This is a genomic window from Martelella mediterranea DSM 17316 (genome assembly GCF_002043005.1).
Lineage (GTDB): Bacteria > Pseudomonadota > Alphaproteobacteria > Rhizobiales > Rhizobiaceae > Martelella > Martelella mediterranea.
Window position 1 is genome coordinate 1,590,712 of the sequence record NZ_CP020330.1, and the last position, 16,827, is coordinate 1,607,538.

Below are 16,827 nucleotides of genomic sequence, written 5' to 3' on the forward strand. Positions count from 1 at the left end.
GCGGCTCGGGGTCAGAACGCGTCGGGAAAATGGCGCGGAAGGCGGCCCGGCAGGCAGGCGACGATATCGTAGCGCTGCGAAAGGCGGTGAAAATCGGGCTGGCGCGCCAGCCAGACATCGGACGTCGCGCGGATGCGGCGCATGGCGGATGGGGTGACTGCGTCGATCGCCACCTGCGCCTCGCGCCGCGCCTTGACCTCGATGAACACGGCGAGATCGCCCTTGCGGGCAATGATGTCGATCTCGCCGGCATGGGTCTTGTAGCGGGTGGCGACGACGCGGTAGCCCTTGAGGCGCAGATAGAGCACGGCCAGCCATTCGGCGCGATGTCCGCGCCGTTCGGCCTTGCGCCGGGCTTTCGGCGCGTCAGCCATCCTTCAGCGCCAGAAGCTGCTGGTAGAGTTCCTTGCGGGGCAGGCCGGTTTCCTTCGCGGCCTGTGCCGCCGCTTTCGCCGCCGGCATTTCGGCCGCGAGCTTTTTCAGGAGCGCTGTCACATCGCCTGCATCCGGGGCGGCCCCGGCCAGCGGCGGCCCGATCAGCAGCACGATTTCGCCCTTGACCGTCTCGTCGCGATAAAGGTCCGCCAGTTCGGCAAGCGAGCCGCGGCGGAAGGTCTCGTGGGTCTTGGTCAGTTCGCGGCAGACGGCGGCCGGCCGCTCGCCGCCGAGCACCTCGCTGGCGGCGTCCAGCGTGGCGGCGATGCGATGCGGGGATTCGAAGAAGGCGAGCGTTGCCGGCACGTCGGAGAGTTCCGTCAGCCGGTCGCGGCGCGCCTTGTCCTTGCCCGGCAGGAAGCCCGCGAACAGGAAGGCATCGCTCGGCAGGCCGGCGCCGACGAGGGCGGCGAGCGGCGCGGACGCGCCGGGGATCGGCACCACCTTGACATCGGCGGCAATCGCCTGCTGCGCCAGCCGGTAGCCGGGATCGGAGACCAGCGGCGTGCCGGCATCGGAGACCAGCGCCACCGTCTTGCCTTCGGAAAGCGCTTCCATCAGCTTCTCGCCTGCCTTTTCGGCATTGTGCTCGTGATAGGCATAGGGGCGCTTGCGGATCGCGAAGCGATCGAGCAGCTTGCGGGTCACGCGGGTGTCTTCGCAGGCGAGAATGTCGCAGCCGGCAATCGTCTCCAGCGCGCGGATGGTGATGTCGCCGAGATTGCCGATCGGCGTCGCCACCAGATAAAGGCCCGGCGAAAGAGGCCGCGCCTCTATCGGATGGCCCGCGATTTCGAACCGATTGCTGTTGTCTTCCATCACCATTGTCCCGGCATTTTCATTGTTCGTTTGACCACGGCATGGGAGCGCTCGCAAGGGGCGTGGGGTCTCAGCCTGCGATCAATGGGGAGTAAGGGGTCTCACCCCTTGCAATCCGGACGGATTTGCTGTCATTTTGTCACCCCGCCTGCGCCCCTGCGGCGCATGCCAGTCGCCGTCCGCGCAATAAGAGTGAAAGCGAAAGTCATGCGTATCACGCTTGAGAGATCAAACCTGCTGAAGTCCCTGAACCATGTGCATCGCGTGGTCGAGCGGCGCAACACCATACCGATTCTCTCCAATGTGCTGTTGAAGGCCGAAGGGAACGATCTCGAGATGAAGGCGACCGACCTCGATCTCGAAATCACCGAAAAGACGGCGTCGATGGTCGAACAGGCGGGTGCGACCACCGTGCCGGCGCATCTGCTTTACGAAATCGTGCGCAAGCTCGCCGATGGCGCGGAAGTGTCGCTGGCCACGGCCACCGACGGCCAGACCATCTCGGTTGCCTCCGGCAAATCCAAATTCTCGCTGCAATGCCTGCCGCAGGAGGATTTTCCCGATCTGACGGCCGGTTCCTTCAGCCACGCCTTCAAGCTGAAGGCGAGCGACCTGAAGATGCTGATCGACCGCACCCAGTTCGCGATCTCGACCGAGGAAACCCGCTATTACCTGAACGGCATCTATTTCCACGCCATGGCCGAGGGCAAGGCGCTGAAGCTGCGCGCCGTCGCCACCGACGGCCACCGTCTGGCGCGCGCCGAAATCGACGCGCCGTCGGGCTGCGAGAACATGCCGGGCGTCATCATACCGCGCAAGACGGTCGGCGAGCTGCAGAAGCTGCTCGATGATCCGGAGGTTATTGTCGCGGTCGAGGTGTCGGATGCCAAGATCCGCTTCACCATCGGTTCGGTGGTGATCACCTCCAAGCTGATCGACGGCACTTTCCCGGATTACCAGCGCGTGATTCCCGCCAACAATGACCGTGAGATGCGCATCGATTGCGCCGATTTCACCAAGGCCGTCGACCGCGTGTCCACCGTGTCGTCGGAGCGCGGGCGTGCGGTCAAGCTGTCGCTTGCCGAAGGCCAGCTTACGCTCACCGTCAACAACCCCGATTCGGGCAGCGCCACGGATGAACTCGCCGTCGGCTATGACAGCGAGCCGATGGATATCGGCTTCAACGCCAAGTATCTGCTCGATATCACCGGTCAGTTGACCGGCGACGAAGCGGTGTTCCTGTTCGCCGATGCCGGCTCGCCGACGCTGGTGCGCGACACCGACAGCGAGAACGCGCTCTATGTGCTGATGCCGATGCGGGTCTAGCGCAGCCGGCAGGGCCGGGGCTTTTTCGCTTTTCGCGCGGGCGGTTTTGTGTCAATTGCATCGCAGTGAAACGAGACGAAGGAGCCGATGACATGCCTGCACGCGACCGCCTTATCGTGGGTCTGGACGTTTCGACCGTGGCCGAAGCGGAAGCCATGGTCGAAACGCTTGGCGACACCGTTTCCTTCTACAAGATCGGCTATCAGCTCGCCTTCGCCGGCGGGCTTTCCTTTGCGCGCGAACTGGCCGAGGACGGCAAGCAGGTCTTTCTCGACATGAAGCTGCTCGACATCGACAACACAGTGGCAAAGGGCGTCGAGAACATCGCGAAGATGGGCGTGACCATGCTGACGCTGCATGCCTATCCGAAGGCGATGCGCGCGGCTGTCGCGGCGGCGGCCGGTTCGCCGCTCTGCCTGCTCGGCGTCAGCGTGTTGACCTCGATGGACGACGAAGACCTGATCGAAGCGGGCTATGCAGTAACTGCCGCGGACCTGGTTGAGAAACGCGCCCGCCAGGCGGCCGAGGCCGGCATGGGCGGGGTGGTCTGTTCGGCAGCCGAAGCGCGAACGGTGCGCAGCGTGATCGGACCCGAGATGGCGGTGGTGACGCCGGGCATCCGTCCGGCGGGCTCCGTTGCCGACGACCAGAAGCGGGTGATGACGCCGCGCGATGCCATCGCCGCCGGCGCGAGCCATCTCGTCGTCGGCCGTCCGATCGTCAAGGCCGACGACCCGAAAGCCGCCGCCCGGCGGATTGTCGATGACATCGAGGCGGAGATACTTGGGGCCGCGAACGGCTGAGACACCCCGCGCGCCGCGGCCTGTGTCGCAGCGGCCACGGCGGCCCGCCGAGGCTGTGCGTTATTAACCGCCGCGACCTCTTGTCCCTTCACCTTCGCGGTCAATTGGGCTAAGGGGGAGCTATCATCCAAACGAGAGGCTTGTCATGACGCTATCGAACATTCCCCCGCTGGTTACGGTCTTCGGCGGTTCCGGTTTTGTCGGTCGCTATGTCGTCCGGGCGCTGGCCAAACGGGGCTATCGCATTCGCGTTGCCGTTCGCCGTCCCGACCTCGCCCTGTTTCTCCAGCCGCTCGGCAATGTCGGCCAGATCACCTTCATGCAGGCCAATCTGCGTTATGAGGAATCGGTGCGCCGCGCCATCCACGGCGCCGACCATGTCGTCAATTGCGTCGGCATCCTGTTCGAGAGCGGCAAGAACGGCTTCGATGCGGTGCAGACCGAAGGCGCGCGTCTGGTGGCCGAAGTCACCTGCTCCGAAGGGGCGAAGCTCACGCACGTGTCCGCCATCGGGGCCGATGCCGACAGCCCGTCACACTATGCCCGCTCCAAGGGCGTGGCCGAAGCCTCGATCCGCGAAATCTGTCCCGACGCGGTGATCGTGCGGCCCTCGATCATCTTCGGCCCTGAGGACGACTTCTTCAACAAGTTCGGAAAGATGTCGCTGATCTCGCCGATCCTGCCGCTGATCGGCGGCGGCGAGACGAAGTTCCAGCCGGTCTATGTCGGCGACGTCGCCGAGGTGATCGCGCGTTCCGTCGAAGGCAAGCTAGAGGGCGGCAAGGTTTACGAACTCGGCGGTCGCGACGTGCTGACCTTCCGCGAATGTCTCGAACTGCTGCTCTCGGTGACCGGCCGCAAGCGCGCGCTCCTCTCCATGCCGTTCGGCCTCGCTTCATTGTTCGGCAGCATTGCCAGCCTCATTCCGTTCATCGCGCCGCCGTTGACGTCCGACCAGGTCAAGCTTCTGAAAGCGGACAATGTTGTCTCCGAAGAAGCGCAGGCGGAGGGGCGCACGCTCGATGGCCTCGGCATTCGCCCGGCACAGCTTGAGGTGGTGTTGCGCACTTACCTCGTTCAGTACCGACAGCACGGTCAGTTCGGGAAAATCGCTTGACGGTAAAATGGGGCGGGTGCATATCCTGCCCACAATTTCGCAAAAATTTCGCCACATTCGGGAACCTGTCACAGTAGTTGCGCCTTTACTGTTTATTGGAAAGTCATCGCTAAGATGATCAAGCGGGTTCGTATCAAAAGGGTTTCTGAAACGATGGGTAAGTCTATCGCTGTTTTGTTCGCAGGCGCGGCATTGATGATCATGGCGGCCTCGCTCGCCGCTCCCGGCAGCATTGCCGCGGGCAAGCCCGGCTGTGCGCCCGCCTACGGGGTCGACCCCTGCGCGCTGGCGGCCGTCAACTGATTCCATTCGTTGATCATTTTCCGTCCGGCCCGGCTCAAGCTTTCGTGAGGGCCTTGGTGACGGGCTGACGATAATTTAATCTTGACAATCAGCCTCGCCTTTTGCAAAACAGCTCTCATCAGAGACTTATGTCAATGGTGGAAGCATGCTGGTTTGCAGTTGCAATTTCATTACCGAAAAGGAAATTGAACAGACCATCGTCGAGCTGCTCGACGAGGACTGTTGGCAGCTTATTGTTCCCGCCAAGGTTTATCACCGCATGGCCAAGCGCGGCCGCTGCTGTGGATGCTTCCCGAATGTCGCCGATATCATTGTCCGCACGACCGAGGCCTATCATAAAAATAGTGACTCGACCGAAGCTGAGATATGTGATTTTTTGAGCCGCCTCAAAGAGTTCCACCAAAAGAACAGGAGAGCGGACATTGAAAGGCGACAAAAAAGTTATCGAACGGCTGAACGAAGCTCTGTTTCTTGAGCTCGGCGCCGTCAATCAGTACTGGCTGCATTACCGTCTCACGAAAGACTGGGGTCTGACGAAGCTCGCCGAGAAAGAGCGCGCCGAATCGATCGAGGAAATGCATCACGCCGACAAGCTGATCGACCGCATCATCTTCCTCGAAGGCCATCCCAACCTTCAGACCGTGGCGCCGCTGCGTATCGGCCAGACCGTCAAGGAAGTGCTTGAATCCGATCTGGCCGGCGAATACGAAGCGCGCAATTCCTACAAGGAATCCCGTGACATCTGTCACGAGGCTGGCGATTACGTCAGCATGAAGCTCTTCGAAGAACTGATGATCGACGAGGAAGGCCATATCGACTTTCTCGAAACCCAGCTCGATCTGCTGGATTCGATCGGCGAGCAGAAATATGCCCAGCTCAACGCCGCATCGAGCGAGAGTGCCGAATAACCGCTCCCTGGCACTTTCGTGATTCTCTAAGGCCCGGATTTGTCCGGGCCTTTTTTATGGTGCGCGGCCCGCTCGTCAGTCCGTCAGGTGCCGGAACTCGTCGACGACCCTTTCATAGACCGCGCGCTTGAAGGTGACGATCAGCCCGGGGAGGGTTTCGATATCGGCCCATTGCCAGGCGTCGAACTCGCGTTCATGGCCGTCCGGCGGCGGATCGATCGCGATTTCGCTGTCGTCGCCGAGAAATCGGAAGGCGAACCATTTCTGGGTCTGGCCGCGGAACCTGCCGCGCAGGCCGATGCCGATCAGGTGGTCGGGCAGGTCGTAATTGATCCAGCCGGGCGCCTCTCCGATGAGTTCCACCGATTTCATGCCGGTCTCCTCGTAAAGCTCGCGGGTTGCGGCCTCGAGGGGCGTTTCACCCGGATCGATGCCGCCCTGCGGCATCTGCCAGAGCTGCGGGGAGCCGTCGGATTCCGAATTGTTTTCCGACAGGCGTCGTCCGAGCCAGATCTTGCCTTCAGGGTTCAGGATCATCACGCCGACATTCGGCCGGTAGGGCAGTTCATGGGCTTTGCGCATGGGAGAAAGTCTCGTCCGATGGGGTTTCTTTCCGCCATGCCTAAAGCAAAGCGCGGCGAATGGGAATTCCTTCGTTCCCGCCAGATGCTGCCGCTTGGCGTGGCGTATAAAATGTCTGGTGCCCCCGGCGTATTGCTTGCAGGCGCCTGAAAAGCCTGCCATGTCTTGCGTCGTATTGCAGAGGGGGATTTTCGGATGATGGCACTTCCGTTTTTTATCGGCGCGGGCACGGTTTACCTGGCGCTGAAGGATCGAAAGGGGGCGGCGGTGGCGCTCACGATTGCCGGCTTGCTGCTGCTTGTCGTGCTCTACCGGCTCCATGCCACCGATACGCTCGATCTGTCGCTTTAGGAGGGGAACGCCATGAGTGAAAAACTGGCCGCGACACTGAACGCGCTTGCCCTGTTGGCGATTTCCATCGTGCTGCTGTTTGCCTTCTATGCACAATTTGCCTATGGCGAACTGCCGTGTCCGCTCTGCCTGCTGCAGCGCGCTGGCTTTGTCATGGTGGGCGTGGGACTGGCTTTGAACGTCATTTTCGGGGTTGCGCCGCGCCATTACGGGCTGATGATCCTGGGCGCGCTTTCCGGCGCGGTGCCGGCGCTCCGGCAGGTGGCGCTGCATGTGGTGCCGGGCACCGGGGCCTATGGCGATCCCTTCCTCGGCCTACATTTCTATACCTGGGCTTTTCTGGTGTTCGCGCTGGTCATTCTCGGTTCGGCGGTCATGCTGGTGCTTGGCGGCTTTGCCACCGCCCCGGCCCGCCGGCTTTCGGGGCTGGGGCTTGTGGCGGTCGTGTTCTTCGCGCTGATGACGCTCGGCAACGGCGTCTCGACGCTGGCCGAATGCGGGCTCGGCCTTTGCCCGGACAACCCGACGAGCTACGAGGCGCTGGACTCGCTCTCCGGGCGGTGAGGGTTGCGGGCAACCGCGGCTCCGCTTTCATACCAGCCCTTGCTGCGGTTGACGATGTAGACCACCGACAGCATCACCGGCACCTCGATCAGCACGCCGACAACGGTGGCGAGCGCCGCCCCGGACTGAAAGCCGAACAGGCTGATGGCGGCGGCGACGGCCAGCTCGAAGAAGTTCGACGCGCCGATCAGGGCCGACGGTCCGGCAACGCAATGCTGCTCGCCCGCCGCCCGGTTGAGCAGATAGGCGAGGCCGGAGTTGAAATAGACCTGGATCAGGATCGGCACGGCCAGCAGCGCGATGATCATCGGCTGGGCGATGATCTGTTCGCCCTGAAAGCCGAACAGCAGCACCAGCGTGGCCAGCAGCGCGGCCAGCGAGGCCGGTTGAAGGCGCGCAAGGAGGGCATCCAGCCGCACCGTTGAACCGCCCGCAAGCAGCGAGCGGCGGATAATCTGGGAAATGATCACCGGGATCACGATGTAGAGCCCGACCGACAGCACCAGCGTGTCCCACGGCACGGTAATCGCCGACAGGCCGAGGAGCAGCGCCACGATCGGCGCGAAGGCGACGATCATGATCGCGTCGTTGAGGGCGACCTGCGACAGTGTGAAATGCGGCTCGCCCTTCGTCAGGTTCGACCAGACGAACACCATGGCGGTGCAGGGCGCGGCTGCCAGAATGATCAGCCCGGCGATATAGGAATCGATCTGGTCGGCGGGCAGATAGGGCCGGAACAGCCAACCGATGAACAGCCAGCCGAGCAGTGCCATGGAGAACGGCTTCACCGCCCAGTTGACGAACAGGGTGACGGAGATGCCGCGCCAGTGGCGGCCGACGCCTGCAAGGGCGGCGAAGTCGATCCGCAGCAGCATCGGTATGATCATCAGCCAGATCAGCACGGCGACGGGAAGGTTGACCCTGGCGACCTCGATGGCGGCAATGGCATGGAAGGCCGTGGGGAAGAAATGGCCAAGCGCAACGCCTGCGACGATGCACAGAGCCACCCAGACGGTCAGGTAGCGTTCAAAGGTGGACATGTCAGATGGCCTTCGTGCTTTTCTCGGTTGCGCCGTCCATGGCGCCGATCTGCTTCATATGCGTGTCGATCCCTGCGGAATCGATGGTTTCCTGGGCCAGATTGAGGAAGGCCATGATCCGGCTTTTCAGGAATGTCGCGGTCTGGGCGAAGGCGCGCAGCTTTTGTTCTTCCGTGCCGGAAACGCCTGCCGGGTCTTCCACGCCCCAATGGGCGCGCCTGCCGCTGCCGCGCATGATCGGGCAGCTCTCGCCGGCTGCATTGTCGCAGACAGTGATGATGAAATCGATCTCGGGGGCATCGGGTCCGGAAAACTCGTCCCAGCTCTTGGAGCGGAAGCCCTCCGTGGGGTAGCCCATGGTCTCAAGCGTCTTGAGAGCCAGCGGATGAACCTCGCCCTTCGGCCGGCTGCCGGCGGAAAAGGCATGGAAACGGCCGGCGCCTTCCTTGTTCAGGATCGCCTCCGCCATGATGGAACGGGCGGAATTTCCGGTGCAGAGAAACAGAACATTATAGATCCGGTCGGTCATTTCGGTTGTCCTCGTGGGTGGGGCCGGCATTGGCGCAACAGGGTGCAAGTCCTTCGATCAGCGGCGCGCAGAGGTCCGCATTGCCGCCGCAGCAATCCTGCAGGAGATAGAGCATGACGGCGCGGAAGCGCTCCAGATCGGCCCGGTAGATGATCGAACGTCCCTGCCGCTCATTGACGACGATGCCGGCACGGGAAAGCGTCGAAAGATGCGCCGACATGGTGTTTTGCGGAACGTCGAGCCTGCGGGCGAGTTCGCCCGCGGCGATGCCGTCCGGTTCGCTTTCCACAAGCAGCCGGAAGGTCTGAAGCCGGGTCGACTGCGCCAGTGCGGCCAGCGCCGCGATTGTCTGATTCTCATCCATATATCCAGAATAATGGATATATGATCTTTGTCAAGCATCGACCTTGGCCTTCGCGATCGGGAAGGGTATGAGGGGCCGGAAGCTTGCGGAGTGAGCGACATGACCAAGTGCCTGATGCTGGATGTCGACGGCGTCGTCATCAGCGGCCCGGACGGCCAGTCCTGGGCCCGCGATATCGAGCGTGATCTCGGCATCGATCCGGACATGCTCGAAACCCATTTCTTCATACCGCACTGGCCGGAGATCGTCGCCGGCAGGAAGGCGCTGCGCGAGGTGCTGGAGGAATGCCTGCCGGTGCTGGCAGCGCCGGTCTCGCCGGATGATTTCATGGCCTACTGGTTCGAGCGCGATTCGACGATCGACCATGATGTGCTTGCGGCCTGCGACCGGCTGCGCGCGCACGGAACCCGCATCTTTCTAGCCACCAACCAGGAACATCTGCGCGCGGAATACCTGATGGCGCAACTGAACCTTTCCGATCGCGTCGACGGGATCGTCTATTCGGCGGCTGTGGGCGCGAAGAAGCCGGATCCGGCGTTCTTCGAGGCAGCCGAGGCAAAGAGCGGCTTTACCGGAGCGGACCATGTTCTGGTGGATGACCAGTTCAAGAATATCGAGGCGGCTCGGGCCTTCGGCTGGCGCGCGTTTCACTGGACCGGCGGCGAAGACCTTGAGGCGCTGCTGGACGCTGTCGGGCGAGACGGCGGGTAAGGAGACGGGGTTGTCACGGATAGACGCCGAGGAGGAGACGGTGTGCCTGATCGCTGATGTCGCCTTCCGATGATGCGCAATGTCGGCTAGAACGACGGCATGCAGCCCTATCAAAATGAACAGATACAGTCGGCCTTGGCTCTCCTGCGCCGCGTTCTGGGCGATGCGCTGCTCGGTGCTTGTCTGCATGGGTCTGCGGTGTCGGGCGGGCTCCGGCCGCAGAGCGACATTGATCTGCTGGCGGTTGTTGACGCCGCGCTGACCGCGAGCCAGCGCAAAGCTCTGCTGATGGACCTTTTGCGCCTCTCCGGTCGTCACCCTGCCGCAGCCGGCGCGCCCCGTTGCCTTGAGGTCATGGTATTTTGCAAGGCTGACCTTGCGGGCGGTGACTACCCGGCGCAGGCTGAATTCCTCTACGGAGAGTGGTTGCGGAGCGCCTTCGAGGCCGGTGAGATCCCGATACCCGAACGTGATCCCGAATATTCCCTGATTATCGCACAGGCTCGTCAGCAGGCCATTTCCCTGCTCGGGCCAGATGTGGGGGAACTGCTGCCGGATGTCTCGATAGAGCATGTCCGGCAGGCGATGCGCGATGTCCTTCCCGGTCTGCTGAGCGGGCTGCGCGGCGACGAGCGGAATGTCCTGCTGACGTTTGCGCGAATGTGGTACACGGCCAGCACGGGGAAATTCCTCGCGAAGGACGCCGCCGCCAGTTGGGCGATCCCACGCCTCCCGAACCCGGATGTCATGATGCTCGACCATGCGCGCCGGGCCTATCTTGGCGAGGTCGCAGACGACTGGACGAACCAGGGCGACGCCGCCCGGCAGTTGGCGGAGCGTCTCGGCGAATGCGTCAGCAATGCGCTGAAATCAGGATAGGTTTCCGGCTGGACGAACCTTGGTCCAGTGGTTGCCAGTTCACGAATATCGAAGCGGGAGAGCCGCGTAAGCTACAGGCTCGTCCGCGCCCTGAGCGCTGCCACCAGCGTGCCCTCGTCGAGATAGTCGAGTTCGCCGCCGACCGGCACGCCATGGGCAAGCCGGGTCACCTTGATGTCGAGGCCTTCGAGCTGATCGGTGATGTAGTGGGCGGTCGCCTGGCCCTCGACGGTGGCGTTGACGGCGATGATCAGTTCGCGCACCTCGCCGGCCTTCACCCGGTCGACAAGGGCGGCGATGGTGAGATCGTCCGGCCCGATGCCGTCAAGCGGCGACAGCGTGCCGCCGAGCACGTGATAGGCGGCGTTGAGCGCCGCCGCGCGCTCCAGCGCCCACAGATCGCCGACATCCTCCACCACGATGACGAGGCCCTGGTCGCGGGTCGGATCGGTGCAGATCGTGCAGGGATCGGATGTGTCGACATTGCCGCAGGTGGAGCAGATCTGCACCTTGTCATAGGCATCCTGCATCGCGCCGGAGAGCGGGCCCATCAACTGGTCGCGCTTCTTGATCAGATGCAGCGCCGCGCGCCTGGCCGACCGCGGCCCAAGCCCCGGCACCTTCGCCAGAAGCTGGATCAGTTTTTCGATTTCGGGACCGGTGACTCGTTTTGCCATGAGTGCGCTTTATCCGATTGCGGCGGGCAATGGAAACATTATCCGGCGTGGGATCAAGACCTGCCCTCAATTCCACACCTGCTTTGATGGTTTTGTCCGGTGCTTAGGGTCACGCCCGCGGACAAGGCGAAGATTGTGGAATGACGGCAGGCGCTGCTCCCTCACCCGGCGCATCCGCGCCACCCTCTCCCCACGGGGAGAGGGGGAGCGTGGGGCATGCTCGGTGTCTCCGACCGACGCCATCGTCGAACGCGGAGCGCCGCCCCTTCTCCCCTGAGGGGAGAAGGTGGCCGCAGGCCGGATGAGGGGGGCTCACGCAAACCGCGAGGACCCAGTCATTTCCCACCCTACCGCGTCGCTATCGCCACGGCTGCGCCGCCGATCATGCCAGCGCTGAGGCGGTTGGCGATCTTCATGGCGCGGGGGCTTTTCAGCAGCCGGCGGGCCCTGGTGGCCAGGAACACCCATGCGAGATCGACCACGGCGAGCACCAGCAGCAGCGTGACGGTGAGTTCCAGCCAGCCGACAAGGGTGACGCTTGCGAGATCGAGGATCGTCGGCAGCAGCGCCACATAGAACATCATGATCTTCGGGTTGCCGATGGTGATGCTGATGCCGGTCAAAAACATCTTCCAGCCGGAGCTTGCCTGCGGCAGTTCCGCGCCGGCGGTCTCTGTCCTTGCGAACCACATCTTCCAGGCGAGCCAGAAAAGATAGGCGACGCCCGCCCATTTGATCGCCACAAACACGCCATGAAAGCTGGTGGCGACGGCCGCCAGCCCGAACACCGCCAGCGTCAGCCACAGCGCCTCGCCCAGCCACATCGCCGCCAGAAACGGCAGCACGTCGCGGTGCCCGCGCGACAAGACGCGGGCGACGAGGGCTGCCACGCTCGGCCCTGGAGAGCCGGCGGCGACGAACAGCGTGATGGCGAACAGGGCGAGCGCGCCGAGCGTCATGGCGCTGTCCTCAGAAGGGCAGCTTCATGCCGGGCGGGATCGGCAGACCGGCGGTCAGTTCCTTGGTCATTTCCTCCGCCTTCTCGCCGGCGCGGTCCTTGGCGTCGCGGTGGGCGGCGACGATCAGGTCTTCCAGCATCTCGGCCTCGTCGCCGTTAAGCAGGCTCGGATCGATCTTGATCGACAGCATGTCGCCCTTGCCGGTCATTTCGATCTGCACCATGCCGCCGCCGGAAACGCCTTCCACCCGGGCGGCCGCGATCTCTTCCTGCAGCTGCTCCATCTTGGCCTGCATTTCCTTGACCTTGCCCATCATGCCCATCAGATCGCGCATGTCATCTCCTTGAATGTTGTTTCTATTCGTCGATATCGTCTTCCGGCAGCACGTCGCCATCCTCGTTGACGGCGGCGTCGGGCGCATCGCCGTCTGCCGTATCGGGTGTTTCCGTCTCGGCGCGCACGCGGACGTCGCGGATTTCCGCGCCGGGGAAGAATTTCAGGATCGCGGCGATATCCGGGTCCTCGCGGGCATCGCGGAAGCGCTGCTCGCGCTCGGCTTCCTCGGCTTCCAGCAGCGTCGGCGCGCCGGCCTCCTTGCTGAGGCTGACGAACCAGCTCTCGCCGGTCCATTCGCGAAGCTTCGCGCCGAGATCGTTGAGGAAGGTCGCGGATGTGCCGGGCAGAAGGTTGACCTCCAGCCGGCCGGGCTCAAGCCGCACCAGCCGCACGAAATTGCGGATTTCCGAGCGCATCTTGATCGCGCGGTTCTTCGAGCAAAGGTCTGTAATGTCCTGCAGCGATTTGATCGCCGAGGTCTTCTGCGGTTCGGGGGCGGGCTCCGGCTCGGCCTCCACGGTTTCCGGCTGCGGCGCGATCTCCGGTTGGCGGGCTTCTGCGCTTTGCGGATGCAGCATGGTGACGGTCGCGGATTGGCGGGGCGCTTCGCCGGTCTGGCGGGCGGAAACGGCATTGGCGCTGCCGGAACCGCCACCCTGCGGGCGACCGGCCGGCGGCGCGGATGGGGCCGCCGCTGCGCCGCCCTCCTCCAGCGCCAGCAGCCTGCGGGCGGCATCTTCCGGCGAGGGCAGGCTTGCGGCGTGGGCGAGGCGGATCAGCACCATTTCGGCGGCGCCCAGCGGGCGGGCGGCGTTTTCGGTCTCGGGAATGCCCTTCAGCAGCATCTGCCAGATGCGCGACAGCGCGGAGACCGCGACCTTTTCGGCAAAGCCGGCGCCCGCAGTGCGTTCGATCTCGCTCAGCGACACGTCTTCCGCGCCCTCGGGCACATATTTCAACCGCGTCACCAGATGGGTGAAATCCGCAAGATCATTGAGCACGACCACGGGATTGGCCCCGGCCTCATACTGCGACTGGAATTCGGCCAGCGCCGCAGCAACATCGCCGGTCACGATATGGCCGAACAGATCGACAATCCGGGCGCGGTCGGCAAGGCCCAGCATCGCCCGCACGGCGGATGCTTCCACATGGCCGCTGCCATGCGAAATCGCCTGGTCGAGCAGCGACAGCCCGTCGCGCGCCGAGCCCTCGGCGGCGCGGGCGATCATCTGCACCGCCTCGTCCTCGATCTCGACGCCTTCCTTGGCGGCAATCGTGGAAAACAGCCGCACCAGATCGGCGGCCGGAATCCGGCGCAGGTCGAAGCGCTGGCAGCGCGACAGCACCGTGATCGGAACTTTCCGGATTTCAGTGGTGGCGAAGATGAATTTCACATGCTCGGGCGGCTCTTCCAGCGTCTTCAGCAGGCCGTTGAAGGCCTGGTTGGAGAGCATGTGCACCTCGTCGATGATGTAGACCTTGTAGCGCGCGGTCGAGGGCCGGTAGCGCACCTGATCGATGATCTCGCGGATATCGTCGATGCCGGTATGGGAGGCGGCGTCCATCTCGATCACGTCGACATGGCGACCTTCCATGATCGCCTGGCAGTGCTCGCCGATTTCCTTCAGCTCGATCGTCGGCTTGTCGATGGCGTCGGACTTGTAGTTGAGGCCGCGGGCGAGAATCCGGGCGGTGGTGGTCTTGCCGACGCCGCGCACCCCGGTCAGCATATAGGCCTGGGCGATGCGGCCGGTCTCGAAGGCGTTGGTCAGCGTGCGCACCATCGCCTCCTGGCCGACCATCAGGTCGGAGAAATCCTTCGGACGGTACTTGCGCGCAAGCACGCGGTATCCGGCGTCTTTTTCGCGCTGCTGTTCGTTCTCGGCCATTGCCACCTTTCCTGTCCGGTTTGCGACCGGGTTTTCAACAATAGCCCATGCCGTGCGGCTCTGTCACAGAGTGCGGCTCAGTCTGGCAGAGCTTTCGGCGAAATGCACAGAATTTCTGAGGCCGATGTCAGGCAGCGGGCTCGGCACAGACATCGACCCAGTCGGCGCCGGTGATTTCGGCAAGCCTTTCGGGCGCAATCCGGATCGCGGCATTGCGGGAGCCTGCGGCCGGCACCACCTCGTCGAACGCCTTCAGGCTTTCATCGCAGTAAACCCGGATCGGGCTTGCGAGGCCGAAGGGGCAGACGCCGCCGACCGGATGGCCGGTGATCGCCTCGACGTCTTCGAGCGGCAGCATTTTCACCTTGCCGCCAAAGGCCGCCTTGGCCTTCTTGTTGTCGATCCGCGCATCGCCGCGCGCGACCAGCAGAAACACGTCATCCTTCACGCTGAAGGAGAGCGTCTTGGCGATCTGAGCGGGGGCGACATTATGGGCGCTTGCTGCCTCTTCCACCGTCGCGCTTGAGGCTTCGGTCTCGATGATGTCGATGTCGGGGGCGGCCGTGTCGAGATGGGCGCGCACGCTTTCGAGGCTCATGGCGTCTCCGGAACGATCCGTCGATAAGGTGGGAGGCCGGCACGATGACCCGTACACAACTCGTTGGGGCTGCTTCCTTCCGGACCTGACCCGGTTGGCGAGTGGCACGTCCACCACCAGCCTCCCGTCCGGACATATCGTCAATTCGGCCGGTGAATGCAAGCTTGGCGGCGAAAAAATCTGGCTTAAGGATCGCCGTGCGCCTCGGCGCTGCGGATTGGCATTTGCCGTCGTCGTCCCATTTGATACAGATGGAGCGAGTCATTGCGAAGGAACGACATGCAGGAATTTCAGATCGATCCGCGTCTCGAGCGCGACAGCATGGCGATCGCCGATCTGGGGCTCTGCCAGTTGCGGCTGATGCGCGATGCGCGCTGGCCCTGGCTGCTGGCCGTGCCGCAGCGTGCCGGGATCGAGGAGATGTTCGATCTGGCGCCGCTCGACCAGACCATGCTGACCTTCGAGGTCAATGAGGCGGCCAAGGCGCTGAAAGCCGTCACCGGCGCGACCAAGATCAATATCGCGGCGATCGGCAACATGGTGCGCCAGCTCCATGTCCATGTCGTCGCCCGGTTCGAGGGCGATGCCAACTGGCCGGGTCCGATCTGGGGCTACGGCACGCGGGAGTCGCGCTCCGATGACGACTGCGCGGCCCTGGCGCGCAAGATTGCAGAGGCAATGGCATGACATCACTGTTCTTCAAGGCCGGCCCGCACGAGGATCCGAGCGCGCTGACCGCCTTTGCCGGCTGCCGGATCATCCGCGACAGCGAACACCGCGACGAGGAAACGCTGGAAAAGGCCGCCGCCGAGCCCAATGCCCGTTTTTTCGGCTTTGCCGGCGGCAAGGGCATCGTCAAGCATGAGCGCCAGGTGCTCGATCCCTATTTCGCCCGTTATGAGCTGGCGGCGTATTCTCCCGATCCCGAAAGCGCGATCCTGCTCGGCCGCGAGCCCTCCGGCGCGCCGCTGATCTCGATCAAGCTCGGCCTCGATCCCGAGGCCCTGCCGGGGCATCTGAAGGCGCTCACCACCCGCGCCGCCTACAGCGAAAGCATGCTCGATCGCGCCACGCTCGGCGCCTTCGCGCTCGCCGTCAGCCTCAACGCCTGGATTGACAATCACCGCTTCTGCGGCCGCTGCGGTTCGCCGTCGAAGTCGGCCGCCGGCGGGTTTCGGCGCGAATGCACGGCCTGCGGCAACATGATGTTTCCGCGCACCGATCCGGTGGTGATCATGCTGATCGTGGATGAGGCCGGCGACCGTGTTCTGCTGGGGCGCAGCCCGCATTTCCCGGCCGGCCGCTATTCCTGCCTCGCCGGCTTTCTGGAGCCCGGCGAGACCGTCGAGGACGCGGTGCGGCGCGAGACGCTGGAGGAATCCGGCATCCGCGTCGGCGCGGTGCGCTATCATGCCTCCCAGCCCTGGCCGATGCCGCATTCGCTGATGCTCGGCTGCTACGGCAAGGCGGAAAACTTCGATATCAGCCCGGATGACGCCGAGCTTGAAGACTGTCGCTGGTTTTCCCGCGACGAGCTTGCCGCAATCGTTGACGGCACGCATCCAGACGGCATCAACGCGCCGCCGGATGGCGCGATCGCCTTCCGGCTGGTGCGCGATTTCCTCGACTGGAAATAG

At 63.7% G+C, this 16,827-nt stretch carries 23 protein-coding genes and 1 other RNA gene; 12 read left to right on the top strand and 12 right to left on the bottom strand.

What is annotated here, in order from left to right; translation table 11 throughout:
- Nucleotides 1–11: 11 nt before the first annotated feature.
- Nucleotides 12–374 (bottom strand): YraN family protein, encoded by a 363-nt coding sequence (locus tag Mame_RS07360; RefSeq protein ID WP_018065078.1) that lies wholly within the window; start codon nucleotides 372–374, stop codon nucleotides 12–14.
- Nucleotides 367–1,260 carry a 16S rRNA (cytidine(1402)-2'-O)-methyltransferase gene (gene rsmI / locus Mame_RS07365; RefSeq protein WP_018065079.1) on the bottom strand — a complete coding sequence of 298 codons (894 nt, stop codon included), beginning with the start codon at nucleotides 1,258–1,260 and terminating at the stop codon, nucleotides 367–369. Before rsmI ends, Mame_RS07360 begins: the two co-directional genes overlap by 8 nt.
- 201 nt (nucleotides 1,261–1,461) lie before the next feature.
- Here rsmI and dnaN point away from each other — a divergent pair, with 201 nt between their 5' ends.
- From dnaN to bfr, 6 genes are all read left to right on the top strand, one after another.
- Nucleotides 1,462–2,580, top strand: coding sequence for a DNA polymerase III subunit beta (gene dnaN, locus Mame_RS07370; RefSeq protein WP_018065080.1), 1,119 nt, complete (start codon nucleotides 1,462–1,464; stop codon nucleotides 2,578–2,580).
- 92 nt (nucleotides 2,581–2,672) lie between these two features.
- Nucleotides 2,673–3,383 (top strand): orotidine-5'-phosphate decarboxylase, encoded by a 711-nt coding sequence (gene pyrF / locus Mame_RS07375; RefSeq protein WP_018065081.1) that lies wholly within the window; start codon nucleotides 2,673–2,675, stop codon nucleotides 3,381–3,383.
- A gap of 145 nt (nucleotides 3,384–3,528) precedes the next feature.
- Nucleotides 3,529–4,500: a complex I NDUFA9 subunit family protein gene (locus tag Mame_RS07380; protein WP_018065082.1), complete on the top strand. Its 972-nt coding sequence runs from the start codon at nucleotides 3,529–3,531 to the stop codon at nucleotides 4,498–4,500.
- Between the two features lie 114 nt (nucleotides 4,501–4,614).
- A complete protein-coding gene (locus tag Mame_RS07385) occupies nucleotides 4,615–4,803 on the top strand; it encodes a hypothetical protein (RefSeq protein WP_018065083.1) in 189 nt (62 codons plus the stop codon).
- 145 nt (nucleotides 4,804–4,948) lie between these two features.
- Nucleotides 4,949–5,278 carry a (2Fe-2S)-binding protein gene (locus Mame_RS27250; RefSeq protein WP_079920719.1) on the top strand — a complete coding sequence of 110 codons (330 nt, stop codon included), beginning with the start codon at nucleotides 4,949–4,951 and terminating at the stop codon, nucleotides 5,276–5,278.
- Entirely contained in the window at nucleotides 5,226–5,711 is a 486-nt protein-coding gene (bfr, locus tag Mame_RS07395) for a bacterioferritin (protein WP_018065085.1), read from the top strand. The genes Mame_RS27250 and bfr overlap by 53 nt, the downstream gene beginning before the upstream one ends.
- A gap of 75 nt (nucleotides 5,712–5,786) precedes the next feature.
- On the opposite strand, the gene Mame_RS07400 is transcribed toward bfr, so the two are convergent.
- Nucleotides 5,787–6,293, bottom strand: a complete 507-nt coding sequence (locus Mame_RS07400; RefSeq protein ID WP_018065086.1) for an RNA pyrophosphohydrolase — start codon at nucleotides 6,291–6,293, stop codon at nucleotides 5,787–5,789.
- Between the two features lie 198 nt (nucleotides 6,294–6,491).
- On the opposite strand from Mame_RS07400, the gene Mame_RS26595 reads away from it, so the two are divergent.
- Nucleotides 6,492–6,644, top strand: coding sequence for a DUF5993 family protein (locus Mame_RS26595; RefSeq protein WP_155122048.1), 153 nt, complete (start codon nucleotides 6,492–6,494; stop codon nucleotides 6,642–6,644).
- Nucleotides 6,645–6,656: 12 nt separating this feature from the next.
- Nucleotides 6,657–7,208, top strand: a complete 552-nt coding sequence (locus Mame_RS07405) for a disulfide bond formation protein B (protein WP_018065089.1) — start codon at nucleotides 6,657–6,659, stop codon at nucleotides 7,206–7,208.
- Here Mame_RS07405 and arsB read toward each other — a convergent pair.
- From arsB to Mame_RS07420, 3 genes are read right to left on the bottom strand one after another with little or no spacing between them, the layout of a single operon-like run.
- Entirely contained in the window at nucleotides 7,175–8,248 is a 1,074-nt protein-coding gene (arsB, locus tag Mame_RS07410) for an ACR3 family arsenite efflux transporter (protein ID WP_018065090.1), read from the bottom strand. The genes Mame_RS07405 and arsB overlap by 34 nt on opposite strands.
- Before the next feature lies 1 nt (nucleotide 8,249).
- Nucleotides 8,250–8,777, bottom strand: coding sequence for an arsenate reductase ArsC (locus tag Mame_RS07415; RefSeq protein ID WP_018065091.1), 528 nt, complete (start codon nucleotides 8,775–8,777; stop codon nucleotides 8,250–8,252).
- Nucleotides 8,758–9,141, bottom strand: coding sequence for an ArsR/SmtB family transcription factor (locus Mame_RS07420; protein WP_018065092.1), 384 nt, complete (start codon nucleotides 9,139–9,141; stop codon nucleotides 8,758–8,760). The genes Mame_RS07415 and Mame_RS07420 overlap by 20 nt, the downstream gene beginning before the upstream one ends.
- A 99-nt stretch (nucleotides 9,142–9,240) precedes the next feature.
- Here Mame_RS07420 and Mame_RS07425 point away from each other — a divergent pair, with 99 nt between their 5' ends.
- Nucleotides 9,241–9,852: an HAD-IA family hydrolase gene (locus Mame_RS07425; protein WP_018065093.1), complete on the top strand. Its 612-nt coding sequence runs from the start codon at nucleotides 9,241–9,243 to the stop codon at nucleotides 9,850–9,852.
- A 99-nt stretch (nucleotides 9,853–9,951) separates the two neighbouring features.
- Nucleotides 9,952–10,731, top strand: coding sequence for an aminoglycoside nucleotidyltransferase ANT9 (locus Mame_RS07430; protein WP_018065094.1), 780 nt, complete (start codon nucleotides 9,952–9,954; stop codon nucleotides 10,729–10,731).
- A gap of 71 nt (nucleotides 10,732–10,802) precedes the next feature.
- Here Mame_RS07430 and recR read toward each other — a convergent pair whose 3' ends face one another.
- From recR to ffs, 6 genes are all read right to left on the bottom strand, one after another.
- Nucleotides 10,803–11,408 carry a recombination mediator RecR gene (recR, locus tag Mame_RS07435; protein WP_018065095.1) on the bottom strand — a complete coding sequence of 202 codons (606 nt, stop codon included), beginning with the start codon at nucleotides 11,406–11,408 and terminating at the stop codon, nucleotides 10,803–10,805.
- A 347-nt stretch (nucleotides 11,409–11,755) separates the two neighbouring features.
- Nucleotides 11,756–12,367, bottom strand: a complete 612-nt coding sequence (locus tag Mame_RS07440) for a LysE family translocator (RefSeq protein ID WP_018065096.1) — start codon at nucleotides 12,365–12,367, stop codon at nucleotides 11,756–11,758.
- Nucleotides 12,368–12,377: 10 nt separating this feature from the next.
- A complete protein-coding gene (locus Mame_RS07445) occupies nucleotides 12,378–12,701 on the bottom strand; it encodes a YbaB/EbfC family nucleoid-associated protein (protein WP_018065097.1) in 324 nt (107 codons plus the stop codon).
- Between the two features lie 22 nt (nucleotides 12,702–12,723).
- Nucleotides 12,724–14,592 carry a DNA polymerase III subunit gamma/tau gene (locus Mame_RS07450; protein ID WP_018065098.1) on the bottom strand — a complete coding sequence of 623 codons (1,869 nt, stop codon included), beginning with the start codon at nucleotides 14,590–14,592 and terminating at the stop codon, nucleotides 12,724–12,726.
- Between the two features lie 127 nt (nucleotides 14,593–14,719).
- On the bottom strand, nucleotides 14,720–15,190 hold the full coding sequence (locus Mame_RS07455; RefSeq protein ID WP_018065099.1) for a YbaK/EbsC family protein: 471 nt from the start codon (nucleotides 15,188–15,190) through the stop codon (nucleotides 14,720–14,722).
- A 28-nt stretch (nucleotides 15,191–15,218) separates the two neighbouring features.
- Nucleotides 15,219–15,315: signal recognition particle sRNA small type (gene ffs, locus Mame_RS07460), an RNA gene on the bottom strand.
- A gap of 154 nt (nucleotides 15,316–15,469) precedes the next feature.
- On the opposite strand from ffs, the gene Mame_RS07465 reads away from it, so the two are divergent.
- Both Mame_RS07465 and nudC read left to right on the top strand, forming a co-directional pair.
- A complete protein-coding gene (locus Mame_RS07465) occupies nucleotides 15,470–15,877 on the top strand; it encodes an HIT family protein (protein ID WP_018065100.1) in 408 nt (135 codons plus the stop codon).
- Nucleotides 15,874–16,827, top strand: coding sequence for an NAD(+) diphosphatase (nudC, locus tag Mame_RS07470; RefSeq protein WP_018065101.1), 954 nt, complete (start codon nucleotides 15,874–15,876; stop codon nucleotides 16,825–16,827). Before Mame_RS07465 ends, nudC begins: the two co-directional genes overlap by 4 nt.